Source organism: Rhodothermus profundi (assembly GCF_900142415.1).
Taxonomy (GTDB): Bacteria; Bacteroidota; Rhodothermia; order Rhodothermales; family Rhodothermaceae; genus Rhodothermus; species Rhodothermus profundi.
Window position 1 is genome coordinate 116,316 of record NZ_FRAU01000007.1, and the last position, 21,981, is coordinate 138,296.

At 59.3% G+C, this 21,981-nt stretch carries 21 protein-coding genes; 11 read left to right on the forward strand and 10 right to left on the reverse strand.

What is annotated here, in order from left to right; translation table 11 throughout:
- Positions 1 to 168 precede the first annotated feature (168 nt).
- Positions 169 to 948, reverse strand: a complete 780-nt coding sequence (locus BUA15_RS10745) for a TrmH family RNA methyltransferase (protein ID WP_072716051.1) — start codon at positions 946 to 948, stop codon at positions 169 to 171.
- Positions 949 to 1,075: 127 nt separating this feature from the next.
- On the opposite strand from BUA15_RS10745, the gene BUA15_RS10750 reads away from it, so the two are divergent.
- Positions 1,076 to 1,792 (forward strand): SDR family oxidoreductase, encoded by a 717-nt coding sequence (locus BUA15_RS10750; protein ID WP_072715997.1) that lies wholly within the window; start codon positions 1,076 to 1,078, stop codon positions 1,790 to 1,792.
- Positions 1,793 to 1,886: 94 nt separating this feature from the next.
- Here the strand turns inward: BUA15_RS10750 and BUA15_RS10755 are convergent, their stop codons facing one another.
- Complete coding sequence (locus tag BUA15_RS10755) at positions 1,887 to 3,251, reverse strand: M56 family metallopeptidase (protein ID WP_072715998.1); 1,365 nt, start codon at positions 3,249 to 3,251, stop codon at positions 1,887 to 1,889.
- The gene (locus tag BUA15_RS10760; RefSeq protein ID WP_072715999.1) at positions 3,238 to 3,621 is read right to left on the reverse strand and encodes a BlaI/MecI/CopY family transcriptional regulator; all 384 of its coding nucleotides are present in this window, start codon (positions 3,619 to 3,621) and stop codon (positions 3,238 to 3,240) included. Before BUA15_RS10760 ends, BUA15_RS10755 begins: the two co-directional genes overlap by 14 nt.
- Positions 3,622 to 3,812: 191 nt before the next feature.
- Here BUA15_RS10760 and BUA15_RS10765 point away from each other — a divergent pair, with 191 nt between their 5' ends.
- From BUA15_RS10765 to BUA15_RS10775, 3 genes are read left to right on the forward strand one after another with little or no spacing between them, the layout of a single operon-like run.
- Positions 3,813 to 4,937 (forward strand): TRAP transporter substrate-binding protein, encoded by a 1,125-nt coding sequence (locus tag BUA15_RS10765; RefSeq protein WP_072716000.1) that lies wholly within the window; start codon positions 3,813 to 3,815, stop codon positions 4,935 to 4,937.
- Between the two features lie 3 nt (positions 4,938 to 4,940).
- Positions 4,941 to 5,510, forward strand: a complete 570-nt coding sequence (locus tag BUA15_RS10770) for an LOG family protein (RefSeq protein ID WP_072716001.1) — start codon at positions 4,941 to 4,943, stop codon at positions 5,508 to 5,510.
- Between the two features lie 54 nt (positions 5,511 to 5,564).
- Positions 5,565 to 6,239, forward strand: a complete 675-nt coding sequence (locus BUA15_RS10775; RefSeq protein ID WP_072716002.1) for an alpha/beta hydrolase — start codon at positions 5,565 to 5,567, stop codon at positions 6,237 to 6,239.
- Here BUA15_RS10775 and BUA15_RS10780 read toward each other — a convergent pair.
- The 3 genes from BUA15_RS10780 to fdxA form a co-directional block, all read right to left on the reverse strand.
- Entirely contained in the window at positions 6,220 to 7,542 is a 1,323-nt protein-coding gene (locus BUA15_RS10780) for a TRAP transporter large permease (protein WP_072716003.1), read from the reverse strand. The two genes, BUA15_RS10775 and BUA15_RS10780, sit on opposite strands and share 20 nt — an antisense overlap.
- A complete protein-coding gene (locus BUA15_RS10785; RefSeq protein WP_072716004.1) occupies positions 7,539 to 8,093 on the reverse strand; it encodes a TRAP transporter small permease subunit in 555 nt (184 codons plus the stop codon). The genes BUA15_RS10780 and BUA15_RS10785 overlap by 4 nt, the downstream gene beginning before the upstream one ends.
- Before the next feature lie 123 nt (positions 8,094 to 8,216).
- On the reverse strand, positions 8,217 to 8,573 hold the full coding sequence (gene fdxA / locus BUA15_RS10790) for a ferredoxin FdxA (protein WP_072716005.1): 357 nt from the start codon (positions 8,571 to 8,573) through the stop codon (positions 8,217 to 8,219).
- A gap of 181 nt (positions 8,574 to 8,754) precedes the next feature.
- Here fdxA and BUA15_RS10795 point away from each other — a divergent pair, with 181 nt between their 5' ends.
- Positions 8,755 to 9,177: a methylglyoxal synthase gene (locus BUA15_RS10795; protein WP_072716006.1), complete on the forward strand. Its 423-nt coding sequence runs from the start codon at positions 8,755 to 8,757 to the stop codon at positions 9,175 to 9,177.
- Here the strand turns inward: BUA15_RS10795 and ruvB are convergent.
- A complete protein-coding gene (gene ruvB, locus BUA15_RS10800) occupies positions 9,174 to 10,196 on the reverse strand; it encodes a Holliday junction branch migration DNA helicase RuvB (RefSeq protein WP_072716007.1) in 1,023 nt (340 codons plus the stop codon). The genes BUA15_RS10795 and ruvB overlap by 4 nt on opposite strands.
- A gap of 98 nt (positions 10,197 to 10,294) precedes the next feature.
- Between ruvB and BUA15_RS10805 the strand changes: the two genes are divergently transcribed.
- A complete protein-coding gene (locus tag BUA15_RS10805) occupies positions 10,295 to 10,954 on the forward strand; it encodes a DUF3109 family protein (protein ID WP_245772015.1) in 660 nt (219 codons plus the stop codon).
- Positions 10,948 to 12,483: an RNA polymerase factor sigma-54 gene (gene rpoN / locus BUA15_RS10810; RefSeq protein WP_072716008.1), complete on the forward strand. Its 1,536-nt coding sequence runs from the start codon at positions 10,948 to 10,950 to the stop codon at positions 12,481 to 12,483. The genes BUA15_RS10805 and rpoN overlap by 7 nt, the downstream gene beginning before the upstream one ends.
- Positions 12,484 to 12,517: 34 nt before the next feature.
- Here rpoN and BUA15_RS10815 read toward each other — a convergent pair whose 3' ends face one another.
- The gene (locus BUA15_RS10815) at positions 12,518 to 13,822 is read right to left on the reverse strand and encodes a sensor histidine kinase (protein WP_072716009.1); all 1,305 of its coding nucleotides are present in this window, start codon (positions 13,820 to 13,822) and stop codon (positions 12,518 to 12,520) included.
- A 92-nt stretch (positions 13,823 to 13,914) separates the two neighbouring features.
- Between BUA15_RS10815 and BUA15_RS10820 the strand changes: the two genes are divergently transcribed.
- The 3 genes from BUA15_RS10820 (at position 13,915) to BUA15_RS10830 (ending at position 16,852) form a co-directional block, all read left to right on the forward strand.
- Positions 13,915 to 15,462 (forward strand): aminotransferase class V-fold PLP-dependent enzyme, encoded by a 1,548-nt coding sequence (locus tag BUA15_RS10820; protein WP_072716010.1) that lies wholly within the window; start codon positions 13,915 to 13,917, stop codon positions 15,460 to 15,462.
- Positions 15,463 to 15,567: 105 nt separating this feature from the next.
- Positions 15,568 to 15,822 (forward strand): hypothetical protein, encoded by a 255-nt coding sequence (locus tag BUA15_RS10825; protein WP_072716011.1) that lies wholly within the window; start codon positions 15,568 to 15,570, stop codon positions 15,820 to 15,822.
- Between the two features lie 103 nt (positions 15,823 to 15,925).
- A complete protein-coding gene (locus BUA15_RS10830; protein ID WP_072716012.1) occupies positions 15,926 to 16,852 on the forward strand; it encodes a hydroxymethylglutaryl-CoA lyase in 927 nt (308 codons plus the stop codon).
- A 7-nt stretch (positions 16,853 to 16,859) separates the two neighbouring features.
- Here BUA15_RS10830 and gcvP read toward each other — a convergent pair whose 3' ends face one another.
- Positions 16,860 to 19,730: an aminomethyl-transferring glycine dehydrogenase gene (gcvP, locus tag BUA15_RS10835; protein WP_072716013.1), complete on the reverse strand. Its 2,871-nt coding sequence runs from the start codon at positions 19,728 to 19,730 to the stop codon at positions 16,860 to 16,862.
- Positions 19,731 to 19,890: 160 nt separating this feature from the next.
- Between gcvP and BUA15_RS10840 the strand changes: the two genes are divergently transcribed.
- Positions 19,891 to 21,114 (forward strand): damage-control phosphatase ARMT1 family protein, encoded by a 1,224-nt coding sequence (locus BUA15_RS10840; RefSeq protein ID WP_072716014.1) that lies wholly within the window; start codon positions 19,891 to 19,893, stop codon positions 21,112 to 21,114.
- A gap of 2 nt (positions 21,115 to 21,116) precedes the next feature.
- On the opposite strand, the gene rnc is transcribed toward BUA15_RS10840, so the two are convergent.
- Positions 21,117 to 21,896, reverse strand: a complete 780-nt coding sequence (gene rnc / locus BUA15_RS10845; RefSeq protein ID WP_072716015.1) for a ribonuclease III — start codon at positions 21,894 to 21,896, stop codon at positions 21,117 to 21,119.
- Positions 21,897 to 21,981 lie beyond the last annotated feature (85 nt).

Consider the following 21,981-nt stretch of genomic DNA (forward strand, 5'->3'; position numbering starts at 1 on the left):
CAAAGTCGATGCCGTCCTGGCTGAGGTCTGCGAATCAGAAAAACCGACCTCCCCCAGGTTCCAGATCGGGGCAATTAGCGCCTGTCCGCCGGCCGGAGCTACATCGCCCGAACTTGCGAAGCAGTGTTTCCTGCCAGCGAGAGCGTACCACTTCCCGTCAGCAGGCGCTTAGCCCCCCTCACGCTGCAGGCGTTCCCAGAGTAACACGCCCGCTTTTTGTACGCTGCGCAGGTAGAACACTGCCCGAAGCGTCGCTTTCCATGCGGGCGAAAGGTCTCCATGTCGCCCTTGACGCGCCAGCCGATCACGCTGCGCGTGGTAGAGCGCAATAGCGGCCGCTACAGAAATGTTAAAGCTTTGCGTGAATCCCACAATTGGAATTACGCACCGCGCATCCGCCTGCGCCAGTAATGTTTTTGAGACGCCTTCCACTTCATTTCCGAAAACCAGAGCTGTTGGTACCGTAAAGTCGAACGTGTCAATGGGGGCTGCTGCGTCCAGCGTGGTAGCGACAACACGATAGCCGGCTGCCTTCAAGGCGGGCACCGCCTCCGCAGCCGTCGGCCACGTCCACACGTCCAGCCACTTATCGGCGCCCTGGCTGGTGCGCTCAGAGGTCTTGTACTTCTGAACATTTCCTTTGATGATACCGAAACCCTGATAGCCCAGCGCTTCGGCCGAACGCATAACCGCACTGATGTTGCCGGTGTTGGCCAGTCCTTCGATAACCGGTACGACCGTATAGGTACGCCCTTCAAGCACCTGCTCAATCCGCTGCTGGCGACGCGCGGTCACGTACGGCCGCAGCCACTCGACAATCAGGTCGGGCGTCTGCTTTTGAAAATGCGCGGCCAGCGCCTGTGGATTGGTCAGATGTCCCTGCTGGGCTGCCACCTGAAATACGCGCGTCAATTCCTGTTGCAACCGTTCCGTTGGGGTGTGCAGCATCGCCCTCCGTAAAAAATGCGTTACGAGCATCAGGGGGGCCGCTTTTCCGTAAAGGCAGCGGACACCCCTTTCCGCGTGCGCCGTAGATTAAGGCCGCCCATCCTCAAAAACAAACGGAAAACGTATTATGGAGCTTCGGGATAAAGTAGCCGTCGTGACCGGCGCCAGCAGTGGGCTGGGCCGAGCCTTTGCGATAGCGCTGGTGCAGAAAGGCACGCATGTGTATGGTCTGGCCCGGCGCGTTGAACGCCTGAACGCGCTACGTGACGAGCTGGGCGCTCGTTTTCACCCCATCGCCTGCGACGTGACCCGCCCCAACGACGTGGAAGCAGCCTTTCAGCGCATCATCCGCGAAGCAGGCCGCCTGGACATTCTCATCAACAATGCGGGTCTGGGAAAGATGGGCCCCGTCGACGCGCTCTCACTGGACGACTGGGACGTGCAGATGAATACGAACCTGCGCGGAGTCTTTCTGTGCACCCGGGCCGCCGTACCTCAGATGAAAAAGCAAAATGCCGAGACGGGCTTCGGCGGACACATCATCAACATCGCCTCCGTGGCTGGCCTGATCGGCACCCCCCAGTTAAGTGCCTACAACGCTACCAAGTTTGGCGTGCGGGGCTTTAGCGAAGCCATCATGAAAGAGCTACGTGAACATGGCATCAAAGTGACTTGCGTCTATCCAGGCTCTGTCGCCACGGAGTTTTTCGAAGTGGCCGGCATGCGTGGCGCCGACCGCCCCCTCACTCCGGAACAGGTGGCCCAGACCATTCTGCACGTCCTGGAGACCGATGACAACTACCTGATCTCCGAAGTAGTAATCCGGCCGCTGCGCCCGCGCTGAACAATCCCGGCCCGAGAGTCCGGTCGCCGCGGAAAGGAGAGGGATCGGGTTTCCCGATCCCTCTCCTTTCCGCGGGACCTAGAAGGCTTTTCGGTTAGTTTTGTGCCTGCTCTGAATCCGCGTCATCCAGGCGGAAAACAACCGGAAGGGTCATGCGGACCGGCACCGGACGTCCCTGCTGTCGCCCCGGCGTAAACTTGAGCTGGCGGACGCAGCGCAGTGCCTCTTCATCCAGACCGGCGCCTACTCCTTTAAGCACCTTCGGGTTGGCTACGTTGCCCTGCTCGTCTACTACAAAGCGAATAATCACCCGGCCTTCTACCCCGGCTGCTTTCGCTTCCTCGGGGTAGCGCAGGCATTCGACCAGCCTGTTAAACCCTCCAATAAGCCTCGGCATTTCCTCCACTACAACAAATACCCCTTCTTCTGCCTCACCGGCCTGTTTACTGAGCGCCGGAAGCTGCTCCTGTTCGGGCTGCATGGGCGTGTTTGGCATCTCCGAACAGGCCATCAGGCCGGTCAGTCCCAGCAATGCGCCTACCAGCAGAAGCCGCAAAACGCGCGGCGCCAATGAAGGAGTATGCTGCATCATAACCTCCATGCGGGTTTTAAGGGTGGAACGTTTCAGCAAAGACAGCCCCAGATGGGGAGCTCGTTGCGCCTGCAACAGTACGTCCAGCAGCAACCGGGCATAGCCAGCAGGCGAAGCAATCCGTTGTGCCAGCACGGCCCGGTCGCACAGCACTTCCCGAAGTAGCGCCAGATGATAGCGGTAGCCCCATAGCAAGGGATGAAACCAGAACAGCGTCAGCATCCCCTCTTCAAACAGGTGCGCCAGGAAGTCGCGCCGTCGCAGGTGCACCAGCTCATGCCAGAGAATGGGCTGCCGCGCACGCGGATCGGCCAGGGCCAGCTCGGGCACGACCACCGTCGGCCGCCCCCCTCCTAGTGAGAAGGGAACGCGGCCTCCCACCAACAATCGCACGGTCCGACGAATGCCCAACCGTCTGGCTATCTCCGCTACCTCGGCCTGCAATGCAGGCGGTGCCATTCGACACGCACGCAGGTAGCGCCGAAGCCGCACCCATCGCCCTCCAAGAGCCACCAGCCGAAGTACCACGCCGCCAATCCATATGCTTCCTAATGCCCAGCCTATCCCGGCAAGCCCTTGCGATTCCCCAACGCCACCCACTCCTTGCACCACCTGCGCGCTAATCCATGCCAGCGCTGCAGGCGGCTCAGCCTGCCAGAGCGCCCCCTCCGGAAGCCACACCAGTCGCAGCCCATAAGCCAGCAATCCCAGCGGCAATGCGTAAAAGCCGGCCTGCAGCAACGCATAAGCTGCCTCTGGCCAACGCCGCAGGATACGCCAGGCGCTCAGCAACAACAATAGCGCGGGCACGGTCCAGAGCAGCAGTAGCCACGCGCCTTCCATCCACCAGAGCTCAAGCCGCATCATCGGAGTTCTCCAGCTTTTCGATCAGACGTTGCAGCTCACTCAGCTCGTCCGGGCTAAGGGATTCCTGGCGCACCAGGGTTTGCACCAGCGCAAGCGGGGAGCCGAAGACCTTATCCACCAGCCGCTTCAGCAGGGCCGACTTGAACTCTTCGGGAGGCACCGCCGGCCGATACACATACATGCGGCCTTGCTTGCGGAACGTCAGATATCCCTTTTCGGCCAGATTTCGCATCACCGTCATCACTGTCGTATAGGCACGATCCCCTCCCAGACGGGCGTGCACGTCGGCCACTGAAGCTTCGCCCAACTCCCAGACAACCTGCAAAATTTCCATTTCCGTTTCGCCAAAAGGCACCAGCGCGCGACGCATCGGTCAGAGCTAAGGTTGGTTGATCGAATCTACGTTTTTAATAGTATTAAAAAGATCGTAAAAAGTCAAGCCCTTCTGGCGGTTGTTTGCTGGATGTCCGGTAAAACGCGTGCATCCAGATTCGCTTTTCTGGCCGTTCCGTCCGTATTTTTGGGCAGGCAAAAGCGCCGTGGGAATAGCACACTAGAGCTATGGAACGTCGGCATTTTCTGAAGAAAGCTGCCCTAGGAGCCGCAGCTACGGCTGTGCTGGCAGGATGCGGTAACCAGCAGGCGCGTGAGGGGGGCGGAGCGCCTGCAGTTCAGACGCTGCCGCGCCTGCGCTGGCGGCTGGCTTCGAGCTTTCCGCGAGGGCTCGACACGATCTACGGAGCTGCTGAGGTGCTGGCCGAACGCGTCCGGGCGCTGACGGACGGCCGTTTTGAGATCCGCGCTTACCCTGCAGGTGAACTGGTGCCCGGACTTCAGGTGCTCGACGCAGTGCAGAATGGTACGGTCCCTATTGGCCATACGGCTAGCTACTACTTTATCGGCAAGCATCCGGCGCTGGCTTTTGACAGCACAGTTCCCTTCGGCCTGACGTCTCGCCAGTACAATGCCTGGCTGCTCGAAGGAGGTGGTCTGGAGTTGCTGCGCGAGCTGTTTGCCGAATTCAACATTGTGAACTTGCCCGGTGGCAACACCGGCGCCCAGATGGGGGGCTGGTTCCGCCGAGAAATCAACAGCCTGCGTGACCTGCGCGGCCTCAAGATGCGCATTCCGGGCATGGGTGGTCGCGTGATGAGCGAAATGGGCGTGACGGTACAGGTGCTGGCTGGTGGCGAGATTTACCCGGCTCTGGAGCGTGGTGCCATTGATGCGGCCGAGTGGGCCGGTCCCTATGATGACGAAAAGCTGGGCTTTTATCAGATTGCTCCCTACTACTATTATCCGGGCTGGTGGGAACCCGGACCCGCGCTGACTTTCTATGTGAATCGTCGCGCCTGGGAGCAGCTTCCCGCGTTTTATCGTGAAGTGCTCTGGACGGCCGCCCTGGAAGCCAGCCAGACCATGGTTGCCCGTTATGATGCTCGCAACCCGGCAGCCTTGCAACGCTTGCTACAGGCCGGCGTGCAGCTTCGACGTTTTCCGGACGACGTGCTTCGAGAAGCGGCCCGCATTGCCGAAGAGCTACTTGCCCAGGAACGGGATCCGCTTTACCGTAAGATCTACGAAGCCTATCGCAAATGGCGGGCGCAGAGCTACCGCTGGTTTGGCACAACGGAACTAGCGTATGCTCAATTTGCCTTTCCGCTTTCTTCCTTCTTAAACGTCTGAGCTATGCCTCACCGCATCTGCGTCTACTGTGCTGCCAGTCAGCGGGTAGCCGCACGCTATCTACAACTGGCCGAGCAGGTGGGCGTGCGGCTGGCGCAGGCCGGCTACGAGCTGATTTATGGTGGGGGCGATGTGGGCTTAATGGGAGCGTTGGCCCGAAGTGTCCACCGCCACGGCGGCCGTGTTGTGGGCGTTATTCCTGAAGCATTGCAGGAGCGGGAAGGCATCGCGTACGAGCTGGCTGATGCGCTGATCGTCACGCAAACGCTCCAGGAACGCAAGGCCATCATGTTCACCCGGGCGGATGCGTTCTTGGTGCTGCCGGGAGGCTTTGGAACGCTTGAGGAGTTTATGGAAGTGCTCACGCTGCGCCAGCTCGGTTATCACCACAAGCCCATTGTACTGCTGAACTATGACGGCTTCTTTGATCTGCTGCTTCAATTTTTCGCTCATCTCCGCCGTCAGCATTTCGTGCCAGCGCGCTGGCCGTTTACGGTTGCCTCAGCGCTCGACGAAGCTTTCGCCCTGCTGGAGCGATCACTTTCCTCATCAGCCGACTTCTCCACAGGCTAACCCGGGCCGGAATTACGCTACGCGCAGCTTGCATTCCTTCAGCGATACGTGCCTATGACCTGGGAGACTCCAGAAGTGCACCATCTATCGGTTACGCGCACGGCCCGGTACTACACGCTGGGCCGTCCAGGACCAGCGCTTCGGGAGCTCTGGTTCGTGCTGCACGGCTACGGCCAGCTTGCCAGCTCTTTTCTGGAGCCCTTTCGCTCGCTGGTTCACGACGAGACGCGCCTGTTTGTGGCCCCGGAAGCCCTGTCTCGCTTTTACCTGGAGGGATTTTCAGGCCGGGTAGGTGCTTCCTGGATGACCCGGGAAGACCGTCTTGCAGAAATCGCCGACTACGTTGCTTACTTAGACGCGCTTTACAACCACCTGCAAATGCACCTGCCAGGCTCCCCTACGTTACACGTGCTGGGCTTTTCGCAGGGAGCAGCTACGGCCTGTCGCTGGCTTGCCCTTGGACGCGCCCGAGCGCAGCGGTTGATCCTATGGGCAGGTGATGTGCCGGAAGATCTGCCGCACGAAGCTGGCCGCCGCCTGCCCCCTCCTGAACTGGTCTGGGGCACCCACGATCCGCTTCTTGATGCAGCACGCCAGCAACAGCTGCTGCAACGTCTGCAGCGTCTTGGTTTGCGGCCTACCGTGTACCGGTTCAACGGTGGTCATCGTATTCACCGGCCGCTTTTGCGCCAGCTCCTAGAACAGCCCGCTAGCGCACCGCCCAGTTAACCATTTCAGGAAAGAGGATAATCAGCAGCAGACCGATCAGTTGGATTAAGATAAACGGTACAGCGCCCCGATAGATCTGAGTGGTGGTTAATTCAGGCGGCGCTACCCCTCGCAAATAGAAGAGGGCAAACCCGAAGGGCGGTGTCAAAAACGATGTTTGCAGGTTCATACCTACCATGACGCCAAACCAGACCAGATCAATGCCCAGCGCCCGGGCAGCCGGCACCAGCAGCGGCAGAATAATGAAGGCAATTTCGAAAAAGTCAATAAAGAAGCCCAGCACAAAAATGGCCAGATTAGCAACGATGAGAAAACCGATGATACCGCCCGGTAGATTGGTCAGGAGCTCTTCGATCCAGACGTCGCCGTAGAGTCCGTAAAAGACCAGCGAGAACGCTGTAGAGCCGATCAGCAGAAAGACAACCATTGTGGTCAGGCGAGCGGTTTCATCCATCGACGCCCGCAACGCCTCAAACGAAAGCCGGCGGTTCAGCAGCGCCAGCACAATTGCTCCGACCGCGCCCAGTGCTCCTGCCTCGGTGGGCGTAGCAATTCCGGCAAAAATGCTTCCCAGTACAACGAGGATGAGCACCAGCGGTGGAAGCATCACCAGCATAACGCGGCGGACCAGCTCGCGTCCTGGAATATTTCGGACTGCACGTGGCAAAGCCGGGGCCGCTCTAGGCTTAAAGAGAGCGACCCCTGCTGCATAGAGCGCGTAAAGCCCTGCCAGCACCAGTCCGGGCACGAGCGCTCCGAGAAACAGGTCGCCCACCGACACGCCGAGCTGATCGGCCAGCACGACCAGCACAACACTCGGCGGGATAATCTGGCCTAACGTGCCCGACGCTGTAATGACGCCGGCGGCCAGCTCTTTCGAGTAGCCGTAGCGGAGCATAACCGGCAGCGAAATCATCCCCATCGCCACCACCGAGGCTCCTACGACTCCCGTAGCGGCCGCCAGCAGCGTGCCGACAAACACGACAGCCAGCGCTAGCCCCCCTCGGAGGGGTCCAAAGAGCATCCCGATGGTCTGCAACAGATCTTCGGCCAGTCGGGACCGCTCCAGCACCGTGCCCATAAAGATGAAAAACGGCACAGCCAGGAGCACATAGTTCGACATAATCCCAAAAGCCCGATCGGGCAGCGCAAAAAGCAAGCTCCAGTCAAAATAGCCCAGCGCTACGCCGATTCCGGCAAAGATCAGCGCCGTGCCGCCCAGTGCAAAAGCCACCGGATAGCCCGAAAAGATGAGCACCAGGGCTGTAAGAAACATCAGGGGAGCCAGCCAGTCGCCGCTCATACCTTTCCGAGAACGTCCTGACGAGTTTCCGTTTCTAGCTTGCGCAGCCGTGCGACCTGGTGGATCAGCATAGAGACGCCTTGCAGCGCCAGCAATACGAAGGCGACCGGCAGCATCGCCTTCAGCGGATAGCGGGGGAGCCCTCCGGGGTCCGGCGACACTTCCCGCACCACCCAGGAATTGACCACCCATCCCCATGATACCCACAGCACCAGTCCACAGAAAGGCAGAAGAAACAGTACGGTGCCTAGCAGATTAATCCAGGCGCGCGCCCGGGGGGCAAGGCGGCCATAAAACACGTCCACGCGCACGTGCGCGTCCCGCTGTAACGTATAGGCTGCTCCCAACAAGAATACCAGACTGAATAGATACCACTGGAGTTCAATATAAAAATTCGAACTCAGGCCGATCCCGGTGTAGCGATCCAGATAGCGCACCACCGCGTTGTAGGCGCCCACCAGTACCATAAACAGCACGAGCCAGTAGACCAGCCGGCCTACCCATAGATTGAGCCGGTCAATAGCTCGCGCCAGTTTCAGCCAGCGTTCCATGGACCCGGGCCGATCGTCCGTTTTCCCGCCCCAAGCATAACGGATTTTCGCCAGATTTACAAGGTAGCAACGCAAAAAAGCCCCTGCGCAATGGCAGGGGCCTGGTGTTTAACAGCCGGAGACTTACTGCTGCGCAGGCGCTTCCCAGGTCAGAATGTCTTTTTCCGATTTGGGACGGCTGCGCCACTCCTCGGCGTCGGGCAGCGGTCCTTTCTTTTCTGTGATGTTATAGCCCATTTCCTTCCACTGCTCGGCCAGGTACCGATTCCACTCAATGTAGTGCTGCCACTCCTCTGGCACTTCATCATCCGGATAAATCGCTTCAACCGGACAGGTCGGCACGCAGGCGTTGCAGTCGATGCACTCGTCTGGATGGATCGCCAGGAAATTGGGCCCTTCGTAAAAGCAATCGACCGGGCAGACTTCGACGCAATCCGTGTACTTGCAATTGATGCAGGGCTCGCAGACAACGTATGGCATGATACCCTGTGTTCGATTAGGGTTCGAGGCGTTTGCCAGAAATATACGGTGGCCAGAAAATTTTTTGTCTCCGAACCACGCTTTTTTCGACCTGCGGGTTCCCTGAAGCGGTGCGCTCGACTGGCAATGCGCTCGGAATTTTGTTTAATTGAATCCAGAGCCACGCAGTCAGAGACGAATCATGAAAGAAACCATTCGCACGATAGCGCTCATTGCGCACGACGGCAAAAAAGCCGACATGGTAGCCTTTGCCATGCAGCATCGCGAGCTGCTGGCCCGCTTTGAACTGGTCGGTACAGGGACGACCGGCAAATTGTTAGAAGAAAAGGTGGGTCTGCGCGTTCGGCGTTTTCTGTCGGGGCCCCTGGGAGGTGACGTGCAGATTGCTGCCCAGGTAGTAACGGGTGACATTCATGCCGTGTTTTTCTTTGTAGACCCGCTCGACAAACATCCGCACGATCCGGATATTCAGACGCTCATGCGCGCCTGTAACGTGCACAACGTTCCCCTGGCAACCAACCCGGCCACCGCCCATTATATCCTGACGAGCCAGGCGCTGCAAAGCGTCGAGGCGGATACAACGGACGAGACGTCTGGCGCCTAATCGAACAGGCTTCCCGTGCGAGCCGGAGGGACCAGGCCAAAGTGCTGGTAGGCCCGAGCGGTCGCCACGCGGCCCCGAGGCGTGCGCTCCAGAAATCCTTCCTGAATCAAGTACGGCTCGTAGACTTCCTCCAGGGTCCCCGGATCTTCGCCGACCGCTACGGCCAGCGTGTTCAGGCCAGTGGGGCCTCCCCCGAACTTTTCAATCAGCGTACGCAGCAAACGCACGTCCATTTCGTCCAGACCCGCCTCATCTACATCAAGCGCCTCCAGAGCCATGCGGGCCACCTCTCGCGTGATGCGACCGTCCCCCTTCACTTCAGCAAAATCACGCGTTCGGCGCAGCAGACGGTTGGCAATGCGCGGCGTTCCGCGACTCCGGCGAGCAATTTCGTAGGCCCCCTCTTCGTCTATGGCAACGCCCAGAATGCGCGCCGAACGCAGCACGATCTGCTGCAGATCCTCTGTGTGGTAGTAATCGTAGCGAAACTCTATGCCAAAGCGGGCCCGTAGCGGCGCGGTTAGCAGCCCTTTGCGGGTAGTAGCACCAATGAGCGTAAAGGGAGGCAACCGAAGCTTGACGCTTCGCGCATTAGGTCCACTGTCGATCAGGATATCAATCCGGTAATCCTCCATGGCCGAGTAGAGATACTCCTCGACCACTGGACTGAGCCGGTGAATCTCGTCAATAAAAAGCACATCGCCTTCATTGAGATTGGTGAGCAGGCCCGCAATGTCAGCCGGTTTTTCCAGCACCGGTCCGCTTGTCGTGCGAATGCGAGCGCCCATTTCTTCAGCGATGATGTAGGCAAGTGTGGTTTTGCCCAGGCCTGGCGGACCGGAAAGCAGCACGTGATCCAGCGTCTCCCCTCGCTGCAACGCGGCGGTAATGAACACGCGCAGGTTATCTTTTATCTTTGGTTGGCCGATAAATTCTTCAAGGCGACGAGGACGCAGCGCCTTTTCATAATCTTCTTCGGCGTGCTGCGGCAACGGACGGAGTAGACCAGAGTCACGCATCGTCGGCCCTCTCGCGGCTTACGTTCTCCTTCAAGATATACCAGACAGTGTCAACAGTCTGACACCCACCATGGTTTACCGCAAAAATAACAACCCACATGCGGTGCATCGTTGACAATGCGTGCGCCGCGTCCTACGTTACAGGCATTATGTTTGCGGTTGACCACATACTCGTTTCCGAAAGCGTCCTGCAGGCGTCTTTCGCCTGTCAACTCCAGGTGTGCCAGGGCGCCTGCTGCGTGCAAGGGGAATCAGGCGCTCCTTTAGAACCTGGAGAACGCTTTGTGCTTGAGGCGCTCGTGCCGGCGCTGCGGCCAGCGTTGCGTCCAGAAGCACAGAGACTGATCGATGAACGAGGTCCCTGGGAAAAAGTTGGCGCCGACCGCTACGCGGTTCGATGCACGGCAGACGGAGCCTGCGTCTTTGCCGTTTACGACCCGGCGGGTATCGTGCGCTGCGCCATTCAGCAAGCCTATGTTCAGGGGCACATAGACTTTCCCAAACCGATCTCCTGTCACCTGTATCCGCTGCGCGTGGAACGCCGCCATGGCTTGGAAATTCTTCATTACGAAAAAATTCCGCTGTGCGACGCAGCCCGCGCGCACGGCACCCGCTGCGGTATCGCGCTGATAGACTTTCTGGAAGCCCCCCTGGTGCGACGCTACGGCCGCGCGTGGTACGATCGCTTACGGACTCTATGGATGGAGCGCTGCCAGTCGGGACTGGCGCCGCAATCTGACGGGAAGGAGCCATGCTAAAACTCAAACAGGAACAGAAGCTGCAGCAGAAACTCTCGCCGCAGCAAATCCAGTACATCAAACTCCTGCAGCTTCCTACGCTGGCCCTGGAGCAACGCATCAAGGCCGAGCTGGAATCCAACCCGCTGTTAGAAGAAGGTCCCGAAGAAGAGGAAACGCCTCTCGAAGAACCGCTCAATGAAGCCGCAGAGCCAGCAGAAACAGAGGCTCCCTCAGAATCAACGACCTCCGAAGAACCCCCGGAGGAAGAGGCATCCACCGACTTTGAAGAGGAAATCGACTGGGAAGAGCTCTTTAACAATGTCGATGACCTCTACGGCTACAAAGCACGCGTAGACCGCAGTGACGAAGACGAAGAGCGGCGCGAATTGCCGCTGCCAGCTCACCCTTCCATGATCGAACACCTGCGCGAACAGCTCGTCTTGCTCGACCTGAACGAAACCGAACGCCTCATTGCCGAACAGATCATCGGTTCTATTGACGAAGATGGCTACCTGCGACGTCCGCTCGAGTCGATCGTGGACGATTTGATGTTCAGCCATGGCGTCAGTGTAACCGAGGCGGATGTCGAACGCGTGCTCAAACAGATTCAGCGACTCGACCCCGTCGGTATTGCCGCCCGTGACCTCCGCGAATGCCTGATCGTTCAGCTTGAAGCGCTGCCAGAAAATACGCCCGGACGGGACGTCGCGCTCCGCATGCTCCGAGAGGCGTTTAAAGACTTCACCATGAAACACTTCGAAGCGCTGCAGCGCAAGCTGGGCATCTCAGAAGTTGAATTGAAACAAGCCTACGACCTGATTCAGCATCTTAACCCCAAACCGGGCGAAGGCGACCTGACCCCGCAGCAGAACTACATCGTCCCGGACTTTACCGTTACCTATCAAGACGGCGAATTCATTATCACGCTCAACAGCCGCAACGCTCCGCAACTGCGCATCTCTCGCCGCTACCGTCAGATGCTTGAGCAAATGGCGGCCGAAAAGAAAAAAGGCAAGCGCACCAACGGACTGGACGACAAAACGCGCGCCTTTCTCAAAAATAAGCTGGAGTCTGCTCGCTGGTTTATCAACTCAATCAACCAGCGGCGCCAGACCATGCTTAAGGTAATGAAAGCGATCGTCGAGCTGCAGGAAGACTTCTTCAAGTATGGCGAAGGACACCTCAAACCTATGATTCTGAAAGACGTAGCCGATCGCATCGGCATGGACATCTCTACAGTCAGCCGGGTTGTCAACGGCAAGTATGTCCAGACAGACTTTGGCGTCTACGAACTGAAGTACTTCTTCTCAGAAGGGCTGGCAACCGAAAGCGGCGAAGAAGTCTCCAACAAAGAGGTGAAAGCGCTCATTCAACGCATGATTGCTCAGGAAGACAAGCGCAATCCGCTTTCGGATCAAAAGATCGCTGAACTGCTGGCCAAGCAAGGCTTCAAGATTGCGCGCCGCACCGTGACCAAGTATCGGGAGCAACTGGGCATTCCGGTGGCGCGCCTGCGGCGCGAGATTGTGCTCGACGACAGGAAGTAGTTTCACGCGCTCACGTGCGCCGTTAGCAAAGTGTTCAGTCGCCCGTGTGCTGCCCGGAGTGCAGCATGCGCACCTCCATCTGGGCGCGGCGCAGCCCCACGGTGAAGGTGCTGCCCTCTCCCACCTGACTCCTAACAGTCAGCGTACCACCAAGCAGATGAAGCAGTCGCTGCGCGACCGTCAGCCCCAGTCCCGCTCCTTCATGCGTTCGATTCAATCCGGTTGAGCCCTGTTCAAACGCTCGAAACATCCGCTCCAGCACTGCTGGATCGATCCCGGGTCCTGAGTCCTGCACGTCCACAAACAACCGATCTCCCTGCTCTCGAAGCGCCACATGCACCCCACCTTCTCGGGTAAACTTGATCGCATTCTCCACAATATTGTAAAACACCGTATTTAGCGCTTCTGGATCGGCATAGACGTAAATGGGTTTTTCCGGACAGGAACAGGTAATGGTCAGCCCTTTCTCTTCAGCATCTTCCTGCAATTGCTGCAGGATAGGATGCATCACCTCTCGCAAATCGACGAGGCCCGGCTTGAGCTGAAGCTTATCGGCCTCCATGCGCGCCAGCAGCACCAGGTTGGTCAGCAGATGAAGGAGCCGTCGCCCGCTATGCTCTATAATCTGCACGAACTCACGCAGATCTCTGGGCACCTCGTCGTTCAAAATCTGCGCAGCTCCCAGAATGCCTGCCAGCGGCGTGCGCAGCTCATGATGCATGTTGGCGAGCAGGGTGTTGCGAAATTGCAAGGCTGCCTCGGCGCGCTGACGGGCCTCTTCCAGGGTCTGCTGTTGCTGCAACAACGTGCGCAGTACCAGATAAATAGCGATTCCGATTCCGGCCGATGCTGTTGCCACAATCACCGGCGATATCTCAGGGTCCTCTTCCCAGAGGCTACCCAGGGCAATGAGCAGGGTGCCAAAAGCCAGGTAGATGCCTAACGGCTCCGGCCGTCGCAGTCCCAGCCCATAGACAATGCCCGCTCCTGCATAGACAAAGAGATAGCCTACCACATAGTTGGGCGTTAACCGATTGGCCAGTGCCAGCGCGCCGAACCAGAGCAAAATGATCCAGCTCAGTCCGCAGGCAATCAGCGCAAGGTTCTTCCGAACCCAGGCTACGCGATAGGAAAGCAAAACTGCTCCCAGCGCCGTGCTGCCCACCAGTACCCGTAGCCACAGGGGATCCCACGCTTCTGGATCGGTCACGCGATGCACAAACCAGAAGCTAACGGCCATGAAGAACGCTAACCACCCTAACGCTCGATAAGTGCGCAGCAGCCACTCGGGTGGCTCGCCACGGACCACAGTTGTTTCGGCCTCGCTGTGGGGCAGCATCTAGAAGGAATAACGCGCTTGCGTCGGATGCAGGATATACCGTATGCTAACCAGTATCGACTGGTTGTACAGGTAACTATAAAGATAATCCCATGCCGAGGTCAAGCACTTTTGCGGCAACGATCCCGCAGGAGACAATCGAACGCAGGGCATTACTGGAGGCGCTTCGATTCCAATTTCTCGGCCTGCATACCCCCTATCAACTGGCCGACGGCCGCCAGGCTCGCCGAATCTACCTCGACAGTGCGGCCTCCAACCTGCTCTGGGAGCCTCCTGCCCGCATCGCCTACCAGGCGTTGCAACATTATGCAAACACGCACTCCCAGCTACATTTTGGCGCCCGCATTATGACGGCCCTCTATGCCGAAGCCCATCAGGCCGTGCTCGACTTCCTGCAGGCCGACCATCGCTACACGGCCATCTTCTGCGGCTATGGCGTAACCGCCTGCCTTAACCGCATTGCCCGCGTGCTGGCCCGCCGCCGCCCAGAGCGCGATGTGGTGATCACCACCATTATGGAACACCACGCCAATGACCTGCCTCACCGCAAACATGTCGGCCGCGTCGTTCACGTCCCCATCGAGAAAGACCCGGACGGTGAGGCCGGCAAAGTGGACATGAGCCAACTTCAGGAAGCCATCGCCCGCTACGCCGATCGACTGAACTATGTAGCCATTACAGCCGCTTCAAATGTGACCGGCATAGTCAACCCGGTCCACGAAATCGCCCGCATGGCCCACGCCGTCGGCGCCTATATCGTGGTCGATGCTGCCCAATCGGCGGCGCACCTACCCCTGGCTGTTGATCCGGGTGAGCCAGCGGCTGCTCTTGATGTCGTTGTGCTCAGCGGCCACAAAATCTACACCCCGGGCAGTCCGGGCGTGCTGGTGGCGCGCAAGGAGCTGTTTCAAGGACAGGAGCCCGAAGAAGTAGGGGGCGGCATCGTGTCCTTTGTGGATACCACGCGCTACGAAATTCTTCCCCACTTACCGGAGCGCGAAGAGGCCGGCACGCCTAACCTGCCCGGCGCGATTGCACTCGGCGCCACGCTTCAACTGCTGCAGCAGATTGGCATGGATCTGATCGCCGAAGAAGAGCGACGGCTGACCCAGTATGCGCTCGACCGATTGAGTCGAATCCCCCGCCTGCACCTTTACGGTTCTCACCGGTTGGAAGTCGCCGAGCGAATTGGCGTCATTACCTTTAACCTGTATGACCTGCCTCACGGACTGGTTACGGCTGCCCTGAACGACTACTTCGGCATCGCCGTACGAAACGAATGCTTCTGCGCCCAGCCGTTCGTGCGCCAGCTCCTCGGTATTGCCGATGCCGAAGGACGCGCCCCCGACAGTTGCCTTGATACCTGCGCGCCCCGCGCGCAACCCGGCATGGTGCGCATCTCGCTGGGCCTCTACAACACCACCGAGGACATCGATGCGGTCGCTGAAGCGCTCACCGACCTGGTCCAACGCCCCCATTTCTACCGGCAACAGTACGAACCCGTACCCGGCAGCCGCGGCGACTGGCGCCACCGACGCTTTCGCTTCCGTCCCGAGACGGTGTTCTCTCTGCAAGAAGCCGTTCAGCAAATCATCAACGACTTCCGTAACGGTGCAACCGCTACCGACACCCAACCGTAGGCCCTGATAGACATCGGCATTAAGCAAGCAAACTGTGCATTTTTGGCTCAGATTTTGTTCAGACTTTATGAAAAGCATCCTCGAAAATCCAACCTGCTACGAGCCATGCGCACGACAACCCATCGTCCTACCGGTTCGGCGCTGGTCCGCCTGTTTGCCTACTACCTGAGCGGCCGCATTGCCGAAACCCAGTGGAAGCAGCTCTCGCGCCTGCTGGACGCTCGTTCGACTACCCCTGAAGAACGGGAAGCTCTGGCCACCTTCTTCAGCGACTTGCTTCAGGAGCGCAAAGCAGAACTGCGAATCCCCCGCATGAAAGAGTTCCGGGAATTGCTTGCGACCGCGCGCATGGCTGTATAGATTTTCCGCGAGAAGGTCTATTTTTCCGCCGAACCCTGTCGCAGGGTTCGGCTTTATTATTTTTGACGAATGATCGCCCTCCAGGAAAAACCGGGCTACCCCGATGCAACTGCCTCAACGCGCTGTCATCTGCGAAGTAGGTCCGCGAGACGGCCTCCAGTACGAATCGACGTTCATTCCTACCGAACGTAAAGTCGCCCTTATTCGGCAGCTCATTGAAGCAGGCGTGCGGCGTATTCAGGTAACCTCCTTTGTACATCCCAGATGGGTGCCCCAGATGGCCGACGCTGAAGAAGTATGCCGCCGTCTGCCCGAGCGGGACGATGTCATCTTTTCCGGTCTGGCCCTGAACGTTAAAGGGGTCGAGCGCGCGCACGCGGCCGGACTGCGGTATGTAGATCTGTCCATTGCTACCCATGAGGAGCACAGCCAGGCCAACGCAAACATGAGCGTGGCCGAAGCCGTGCGGCAGGCAGAAACCATGATTCGCCTGGCTCACCACTATGACATGCAACCGCAGCTTGGTCTGCAAACCGTATTTGGCTACCGAACACCTGGCGACACGCCGCTGGAACGCATCCGTGAGCTGGCCCGGCGGTTTGTGGATCTGGGACTTGAGTCGTTCTCGCTGGCCGACACAACAGGCATGGCGCACCCGGTGCAAATTCAGGAGTACGTGCAGGCCGTACAAGAAGAGATCGGCGACACACCGCTGGTGCTGCACTTGCACGACACGCGCGGCATGGGGCTGGCTAACGTACTGGCCGCCCTGCAATGCGGCGTTACGCGCTTCGACACCTCCCTGGGTGGTCTGGGTGGCTGTCCGTTCATTCCGGGCGCCACGGGCAACATTGCTACCGAAGACACCGTCTACATGCTTGAAGCGATGGGCGTGCGCACGGGGATCGACTACCGCAAGGTAGCCGAACTGGCCCTCGACCTGGAAGCCTTGCTGGGGAAAGAGCTACCAGGCCGCCAGACGCGCCTGCTGGCGCGTCAGCGCACCCTCTCCTCCTCTGCCTGCTCCTGACCCCGGTTCAGACCGCGTAAGCTTCCAGGGGCGGACAGGCGCATACCAGGTTTCGGTCGCCGAAAGCCTCATCTACTCGCCGGACAGCAGGCCAGAACTTGTGCGTGCGCGTCCACGGCGCAGGAAATGCTGCTTTTTCGCGAGAATACGGCATATCCCAGTGATCTGAGGCGACCATGGTGGCCGTATGCGGCGCTTGCTTGAGCACGTTGCGTTCCGGATCGGCCTGGCCCTGCAGCACCTCTTCAATTTCTTCCCGGATGGAGAGCAGCGCCTCACAGAAGCGGTCCAGCTCCTCCTTCGACTCACTCTCGGTGGGCTCAATCATCATGGTCCCCACCACCGGAAACGAGACTGTTGGCGCATGAAAGCCATAGTCCATCAACCGCTTGGCTACGTCGATCTCGGTAACCCCCTGTCGTCGATAAGGCCGCAGATCCACGATGAACTCATGGGCTACGCGGCCATTCGGCCCCCGGTAAAGGATCTTGTACCCTGCCTCAAGGCGATGAGCCAGATAGTTAGCGTTCAAGATCGCCACTTCGGAAGCGCGCCGCAGGCCTTCGCCCCCCATCAGTGCAATGTAGGCCCAGGAAATCAGCAGAATACTGGCGCTACCGTAGGGAGCTGCCGCCACCGGCCCAATCGCTTGCGTTCCGCCTGTTGGTACCACGGGATGACCGGGCAGGAACGGTTTCAGGTGCTCGGCCACGCAAACGGGTCCGGCGCCCGGACCGCCTCCACCGTGCGGGATCGCAAACGTCTTGTGCAGGTTTAGATGGCACACATCGGCCCCATACTCGGCAGGGCGGCACAGACCTACCTGCGCGTTCATGTTGGCCCCGTCCAGGTACACCAGCCCCCCACACGCATGCACAATGTCGCAGACTTCTCGGATGTGCGGCTCAAAGACGCCGTGCGTGGAGGGGTACGTTACCATAAGTGCCGCCAGTTGGTCGCGATGCGCTTCGGCCTTGGCGCGTAAATCCTCCAGGTCAATATTCCCATTTTCGTCGCACTGCACCACAACCACCTTCATCCCGGCCATCACGGCACTGGCAGGATTGGTGCCATGAGCCGACGCAGGAATCAGACAGACGTTGCGGTGCCCTTCGCCCCGGCTTCGATGATAGGCTCGGATCATGAGCAAGCCGGTGTACTCGCCAGCAGCGCCCGAGTTGGGCTGGAAAGTAACGGCCGCAAAGCCTGTAATCTCTTTAAGCCAGGTTTCGAGCTCGTTCAGGAGCTCCTGATAGCCTTTGACCTGCTCGGGCGGTGCGAACGGATGCACCCGCATAAAAGCCGGCCAGCTCAACGGCATAAGCTCAACAGCCGCGTTCAGCTTCATCGTACAGGAGCCCAGCGGGATCATGCTGTGCACAAGCGAGAGATCCCGGCTGGCCAACCGGTGCATGTAGCGCATCAGTTCTGTTTCAGAGTGGTAGCGATGAAAGACCGGGTGCGTCAGATATGGCGAGGTGCGGGCGAGCGGACCCTGATAGCCTGGCGTCAGCTCAGCGGCCAGTTCGGCAACAGAGAACGTTCGCGGCCGCCCGAGCGCAAAGATGTCCAGCAGCGTTTCCAATTCCTCAGCGGTCGTCGCCTCATCAAGCGACAGGCCAACCGTGCCGTCTTCATAGTAGCGCAGGTTGATGCGCCGGGCCAGTGCGGCTTCCTGAAGACGGGCTGCCTCCTCCGAGGTGGTTTCGACGCGCAGGGTGTCGAAGAAGTGCTGGTGGCGCAGTCGGTATCCCAGTCGTTCCAGCCCGGCGGCCAGCACGCGCGTCAGGTTGTGAATCCGCTCGGCGATGCGGCGCAGGCCCTCCGGCCCATGATAGACCGCATAGAAACCGGCCATGACCGCTAGCAGCACCTGTGCGGTGCAGATGTTCGACGTAGCCTTCTCCCGGCGGATATGCTGCTCCCGCGTTTGCAGGGCCATGCGGAGGGCCGGGCTGCCATCGGCATCGCGCGAGACGCCAATGATCCGTCCGGGCACCTGACGTTTAAACGCCTCTCGCGTAGCAAAATAGGCGGCATGCGGCCCTCCGTAGCCCATCGGAATTCCGAACCGTTGCGTGCTGCCTACGGCCACATCGGCGCCAAACTCGCCCGGGGGAACCAGCAGCGTCAGGCTCAGCAGGTCGGCTGCGACCACCACATAAGCGCCTGCTGCGTGGATGCGTTCGCAGAAATCTCGGTAGTCATAGATAGCGCCGTCAGTGGCCGGATACTGCACCAGGGCGCCAAACAGCTCGGGTCCCGGCTCGAACGTGCGGTGGTCTCCCACCACGATCCGAATGCCCAGCGGCTCCGCACGCGTCTCAACCACAGCGATTGTCTGCGGATGGCAGGCTTCTGAAATGAAGAACGTGTTCCGCTTCGGGTCTCGTGCGAGGCGGTGCAGCATCATCATGGCCTCGGCAGCGGCTGTCGCTTCGTCAAGCAGCGAGGCGTTGGCCAGCTCCAGTCCGGTCAGATCAATGACCATGGTCTGGAAGTTTAAAAGCGCTTCCAATCGACCCTGTGCAATCTCTGCCTGATAGGGCGTGTAGGCCGTATACCAGGCCGGATTTTCCAGCACATTCCGCTGAATCACCGGCGGCGTAATCGTGTCGTAATATCCCATGCCGATAAAAGAACGGTATGACGCATTTTTCGCCGCCAGTTCTTGCAGTCGTGCCAGCAGCTCAGCCTCGCTGCGGGCGGGCGGAAGCGCCAGCGGTTGCCTGGTACGAATCGCCTCGGGTATTGTCTGCGCCACCAGCTCTTCCAGCGACGAGAGGCCCAGCGTCTGGAGCATTTCCTGAATGTCTGCCGACGAAGGGCCGATGTGCCGGTCTTCAAATCGATCGGTCAGCGCTAAATCGATGGCCATGATGACTGCCCGCGTTTTTTTGTAAAATCCCGCGGCTCATAAATGCTCAATTTCCCTGTTAAGTTCAGGATTGGCGGATTCTTTAGACGGAGCGCTGGCACCAGATTGAAAGGCGCTGGGTAAAGAATACGCCTGAGTGCCCCTGCTTCAAACGGCTGCGATGGAACAACCGCTTTGCGTTCCGCCTCCCCTTCGAGGGACCGATCCAGGCTCATTTGCCGAGCGCACGGTTCGGGAGCGCTGGCCGCGCATTGTGGCTCAGACGATTCAGGTGAATGATTTTCCAGCGTCCATCAACAAACGACTCCGGGCGCTGCACGATGAGCTGCCGGATGGACCAATCCGTCCGCTTCAGGACCCGGGCGCGCCCGACCTGCGCCTCTGGAACGAATGGATCGCCCCTTACCTGGGCGAAACCTGGGCTTCAGCGCCCTGGCTGTTCGCCGAGCATTATCTCTACCGCCGCATACTTGAGGCGACGGGCTACTTTCAGCCAGGACCGACCCATCTGCTCGACCCATTCCGGAAGCAAAAGACGGCAGCGCTGGATCCCTCGGCAGAGGCCGTTGCAATGCTTGCCCGCGCAGCTAATGAGCGTGCCACCTGTCCGGAGCAAGCCCGCGCCCATTTACCGCTGCTATTGCTGACGTCGCTCTGGGGCAACCAGATCGACCTGAGCATGTGGTCGGCGGACAAAGCTCCCCGCCACCTGGGCACTACCCGAGAAACGGCCCATCTTCTGGTTAACGAAACCGAAGCAGCCCATGCTCACCTTGAGGCAATAGCACCAGCCCGCGTTGATCTGTTGGCAGACAATGCTGGTTTTGAGCTACTGTGTGATCTGGTGCTCATTGACGGACTGCTAGCGGCTGGCTACGCCCACACGGTTGTTTTGCACCTGAAGGCCCACCCAACGTTTGTCTCGGATGCGCTGATTGCGGACGTGCTAGAACTGCTCAGCCGTCTGGCCAATGCTTCGGATTCTGCGCCGCGTCTGCTGGCCAAGCGACTGCGCTCCCACATTGCTGCTGGCCACCTGCAACTGACGGATAGCTTTATCTGGAATTGTCCGCTACCTATGCGAGCGTTCCCGGCTTTGCCTCACGCTGAGCTAGCCCGGTCCGATCTGGTCATTGCCAAAGGCGACGCCAACTATCGTCGCCTGGTGGACGATGCCCACTGGCCGTTTACGACCCCTTTTGCCGAGGTGGTCAGCTACTTCCCTGCTCCGTTGCTGGTGCTTCGCACGCTCAAAGCCGAAGTCGTCGTAGGCCTAGAGGAAACACGTATCGGCGAAGTTGCCTCCCGGGATCCGGAATGGTTGACAAACGGCCACTGGGGGGTTATTCAGTTCTATTGTCCTCCGCGACCGGTTTCGCCGTGAGGTCAGGCGCCGCCTTCCAGGGTCTCGGCTGCCTGCAATCGAGCAAGCGCTTCACGGGCAGCCTGTTGCTCTGCCTGCTTTTTACTGCCCGCCGTGCCCCTTCCCAGCCGCCGGTTACCAATCCAGGCCTCTACGGTAAATGTGCGGGCATGACTGGGACCTTCCTCGGCCACTACCCGGTAGCGAGGTTGCGGCCAACCCCGCGCCTGCGCAAACTCCAGCAACAGGCTTTTGTAGTTGTCTGGTCGCCGGGCCAGCGCTTCCAGATCAAGCGGTTCCAGCAGCACCCGCTCCACAAAGGCCCGGGTGGCCTCCAGTCCCAGATCCAGATACAGGGCGCCGACCAATGCTTCAAATGCATCCGACAGAATAGAATCGTTCTCCCGTCCTCCCACACGTTCCATGTTTTCGCTGAGCCGCACATAGGTGCCCAGCTTTAGGCGACGGGCTGCCTGCGCCAGGGCTTCGCGGTTAACCAGTTTGGCTCGGAGCCGGGTCAGAAAGCCTTCGTTTCGGTCCGGAAAGTGCTCGTACAGGTAAGCTGCTACGATGAACCCCAGGACAGCATCTCCCAGAAACTCCAACCGCTCATTGGAATGCAGGTGGCTGTCAGGGCGTCCGCGTAGCAGGCTGCGGTGCGTTAGCGCCTGCTCGTAAAGTGCAGCGTTTCGGACGGGAAGCTTGGTTAGACGCTGCACCACTTCCAGCGTTTCTGTTGTGGCTGGTGGCTCTTCTTCCGGACCTCGCAACCAGCGTTGCAATCGATGCAGCAACCCGTACATGTCGGCCGGTTTCAGGACTCTTTTCAAAGATACGTGAGGGCTGGAAAAGATCCGACAATGCTTTGTTTCATCGTGAAACTTCCAG